Genomic DNA, 4,020 nt, shown 5'->3' with positions numbered 1-4,020 from the left:
TCCGGGTTCTGGATGAAGTGGGCCTCGGTGACGTTCAGCGGGCTGGTGTGGTTGAGGTAGGCCCGCTCAAAGACGTAGAGCACTTCCTTCACGCTGAGTTCGCGGTGTTCGTGGTCGGAAACATCCTTGACCCGGTAGCCCAGATCCTCCCGCATACGCGGCGGGGGATTGTAGCCGTAGTTCTGCTGCAGCAGGAAACCGATGCCGCCCTTGCCGCTCTGGCTGTTGATGCGGATGACGTCGGCGTCGTAGGTGCGGCCGATGTCGTGGGGGTCGATGGGAATATAGGGACAGGTCCATTCGTGGAGGTTGTGTTCCTTGCGCCAGTTCATGCCCTTGGCGATGGCGTCCTGATGGCTGCCGCTGAAGGCTGCGAATACCAGGCTGCCGGCATAAGGCGTGCGCTCATACACATGCATGCGGGTGACACGCTCGTACACTTCGCAGATGGCCGGCATGTCGGAGAAGTCCAGCTTGGGGTCCACGCCGTGGCTGTACATGTTCATGGCCAGGGTGATGGCATCCACGTTGCCGGTGCGCTCGCCGTTGCCGAACAGGCAGCACTCGATGCGCTGGGCGCCGGCAAGCACGGCCAGCTCGGCGTCCGCCACGCCGCAGCCCCGGTCGTTGTGGGGATGGGTGGAAAGGATGACGCTGTCCCGGTATTTCAGATGCTTGGAGCACCACTCGATCTGGTTGGCGTATACATGGGGCATGCTCATCTCCACCGTGACCGGCAGGTTGATGATCATGGGACGGTCGGGGGTGGGCTGCATCACGTCCAGCACGGCGTTGCACACTTCCACGGCGTACTCCGGCTCGGTGCCGGTGAAGCTCTCGGGGCTGTACTCGAACAGGAAGTTGCCTTCGTACTCTTCGCTCAGCTGCTTGACCAGCTTGGCGCCGTCCACGGCAATCTTCTTGATCTCCTCCTTGCTCTTGCGGAATACCTGTTCCCGCTGGGCCACGCTGGTGGAGTTGTAGAAGTGGATGATGGCCCGGGGGGCGCCCTTGACGGCCTCAAAGGTGCGGCGGATGATGTGGTCGCGGCACTGGGTCAGCACCTGCACCGTCACATCGGAGGGGATGCGGTTCTCATCGATCAGCTTGCGCAAAAAGTCGTATTCGGTCTCGCTGGCGGCGGGAAAGCCCACCTCGATTTCCTTGAAGCCGACTTTCAGCAGCATATTGTAGAATTCCAGCTTCTCTTCCAGGCTCATAGGCACGATCAGGCTCTGGTTGCCGTCACGCAGGTCCACGCTGCACCAGGCCGGGGCCTTTTCAATGTGGTCCTTCTGCGGCCATTCATACACGTGGCCCGGTTCCACCGGCGGGGGATAGTAGCCGACATGATACTTGGTAGCGTCCATCATAATCATTTGCCTCCTTCAGGGTGTGGGTGCCTTTGAAAGCCGGAAAAAATAAACAAAAAACCCGTCTCTCAAAGGCAATGCTGCCTTTGAGAGACGGGAAGTAGCGTTTGTTATGCCGTACCCGCGGTACCACTCTCATTGCCGACCCGGAAAGGGAGTCGGCCCCTCTGTACGATCGGCCCGTTGTTCGGGGCGAATCGCGCCTGCATGATAACGGTCAGGATTCCGTCCGGACCTAACGGCTGATAGCCGCTCAACCCGGCTGCTCAGGGGCCAGTGACGCCGTACCTTCCGCACCGCCTTGCACCAACCGGCGGCTCTCTGAAGCGAAAACTGGTACTGCTTTTTCCCCGTCAACGCATTTTCAATTTGATAACAATACCGAGTGTATCAGATTTCATAAAATCTGTCAAGCACTCTTTCTGAGTTTTGGATAAAAAGCAGATCAAAAATCAGGCTGCATCCGCATCGGTGGTCTCGTCGGTGGTTTCTGCAGCGGCAGCGTCATTGGCAGTGGGCAGGCTGGTGCGAGGAGTGGTGGCCAGAGGATCGGGCAGGGTGTTGTTCTGCACCGCTTCCAGCACAGCGGGCACGCCGGGGAAGAACTTCTTGATGCCGGTGTCCTTGCAGTGCAGCCCGTCAAAGAAGTCCATCTCCTCGATGCCCTCAATGCATTCGGGATCGTAGCTGCCGTACAGAGGAATGTTGTTTTCGGCACAGTACTGCCGGATCCAGGGTTCCACCTGGAAAAATCCCTTGTGCAGATCGGTCTCGTTGAGCAGATAATTGTACAGGAATGGGTGCCAGGGAGACAACACCAGAATGACGGTGGTACCCTGGCTGTGAGCATAGTCAATAAACGCCTCAAATGCCTGGATCTGGGTATCGCTCATGGCATCGAACCCTTCCATATGTACGCTGTTGAAGGTGGTGCTGGCTGCTGCTGCCAGAGCCAGGATCTGCTCCTGGGTCTGGTTGCGGAATGCGGTGTCATACAATACGCTGCCATCCGAACGCTTGATGGTGGTGGTCTGGTCGTAGGGATCTCCGGTGACGGGGTTGAACTCGATGGTGTTGCCGTCGTCATCGGTCACCACGTCCTGACCACGGTTCTTGACGTAGTAGTCCACATTTCCCTGGAAATAGGCCGGTTCCACCAATGCTTTCCACAGCTCCACCTTGTCCGGTTCTTCGTAGTCGGTGGGAACACCCAGCACCTTGGTCAGAAATTCGTTATACAGCTCCGCGTCGGCGCGGTAGTCATAGGCGGCCTCATTGCCGTAGAACACCCACGGATCCACGCTCCAGATCAGGACCTCCGGAGCTTTGTCGTAGGTGACCATTTTGTAGTAGCTGGTCATATTGTCCCGCACATCGGCGCCGGTCACGCCCATGTTGAAAAAGCTGTCCACGCCCACCAGCTCCCGGTTGAACTGCAGCACCCGACTGGAACCGATGCCGATAACCTGGGGCGTTTCGGGTACATCCTGGGCATACAGCTGTACCACCTGGCGCTCATCCATGGATTCAAAATTGGTGACGTCGTAGCCCTGGAGCATCAGGTCCACAATGCGGCGGGGTGCCAGTTCTCCCTGGAACAGACCGCTGCGGTCCACCGTGTAGCTGACCCACACCATAAACACCAGAATGGGAACCAGCAATACAATCCGGGACAGGGTTTTGGTGCCGAAATACAACCGGCGCAAAAGGCCGAAGAAAAAACGCTTGATGAGCCCCGGCCCCTTTCGGGCGCCTTTTTTTCCGGCAGGGCGGGCAGGTGCGGCTACGCGGCCGGAGCGGTGCACCCGCTGGGGCTGCTGGGGAACGGGAGTTTGGGTACGTTGTGCCATGCGAAGGGCTCCTTCCTCTGAATCACACAAAAGCCAAGTCAGAACTGCTGGTAGATGAATGCGCTCTGACCAAAGGCGCCGAAGAACAGCAACGCTGCCGCCGCCGCATAGTACAGGGTCCAGCGCAGCGCAAAATTCTGGGTGCGGATCCAGCGGGCTACGCTGCGGCCGTTGCTTTCCACCGCAAACACAATCAGGGAAGCACAGGTCAGCACCACAGGCATACGGCCGTCGATGCCGCTGTCATGCAGCAGATTGCGCACACTGTCCCACGCGGGGCCGATGCCGCCCTGCCAGCCCTGGAAGAGGCCGGCATACACGCCGTAGGGGTCGGCGTTGTACAGGGCGCTGGCAAAGAAGACCAGGGTGCCCACAAACAGGATAAACACAAACACCCGCTGGATCAGGTTCTTGCACCAGGTGGCGCGGTACAGCGGATTGTACTTCCACACCGCCTTGCGCACACCGAAGGTCAGCCGCCCGAAGGCGCACAGAACACCGCAGGCAAGTCCCCACATCAGGTAACGCCAATCAGCCCCGTGCCAAAGTCCGGACACCAGGAACACGATGATGACATTCATCAGGCGGCGGGCCATGCAGCAGCGGCTGCCGCCCAGGGAAAAGTAGATGTAATCCCGGAACCATCCGGTCATGCTGATATGCCAGCGGGTCCAGAACTCGCTGAAGCTGGTGGATTCAAAGGGGCTGTTGAAGTTTTCAATCAGATCATATCCCAGAATCCGTGCCACGCCCAGGGCGATGTCACAGCAGCCGGAGAAGTCCATGTACAGCTGGAT

At 58.8% G+C, this 4,020-nt stretch carries 3 protein-coding genes and 1 other annotated feature; all 3 genes read right to left on the bottom strand.

All coding sequences use genetic code 11. From position 1 onward, the window contains the following. On the bottom strand, window positions 1-1,373 hold a 1,373-nt coding region (locus Q0K17_RS10580; protein ID WP_294542876.1), incomplete at its 3' end, for a 2-isopropylmalate synthase. Window positions 1,374-1,459: 86 nt separating this feature from the next. Then, window positions 1,460-1,739: a binding site (T-box leader), on the bottom strand. Window positions 1,740-1,825: 86 nt separating this feature from the next. Beyond that, a complete protein-coding gene (locus Q0K17_RS10575; RefSeq protein WP_294542875.1) occupies window positions 1,826-3,223 on the bottom strand; it encodes a hypothetical protein in 1,398 nt (465 codons plus the stop codon). A gap of 38 nt (window positions 3,224-3,261) precedes the next feature. After that, on the bottom strand, window positions 3,262-4,020 hold a 759-nt coding region (locus tag Q0K17_RS10570), incomplete at its 5' end, for an MBOAT family O-acyltransferase (protein WP_294542874.1).

Source organism: uncultured Gemmiger sp. (assembly GCA_944388105.1).
GTDB lineage: Bacteria > Bacillota > Clostridia > Oscillospirales > Ruminococcaceae > Gemmiger.
The sequence above is the reverse complement of the archived record's forward strand: the minus strand, read 5'-3'. Positions and strand labels throughout refer to the sequence as shown.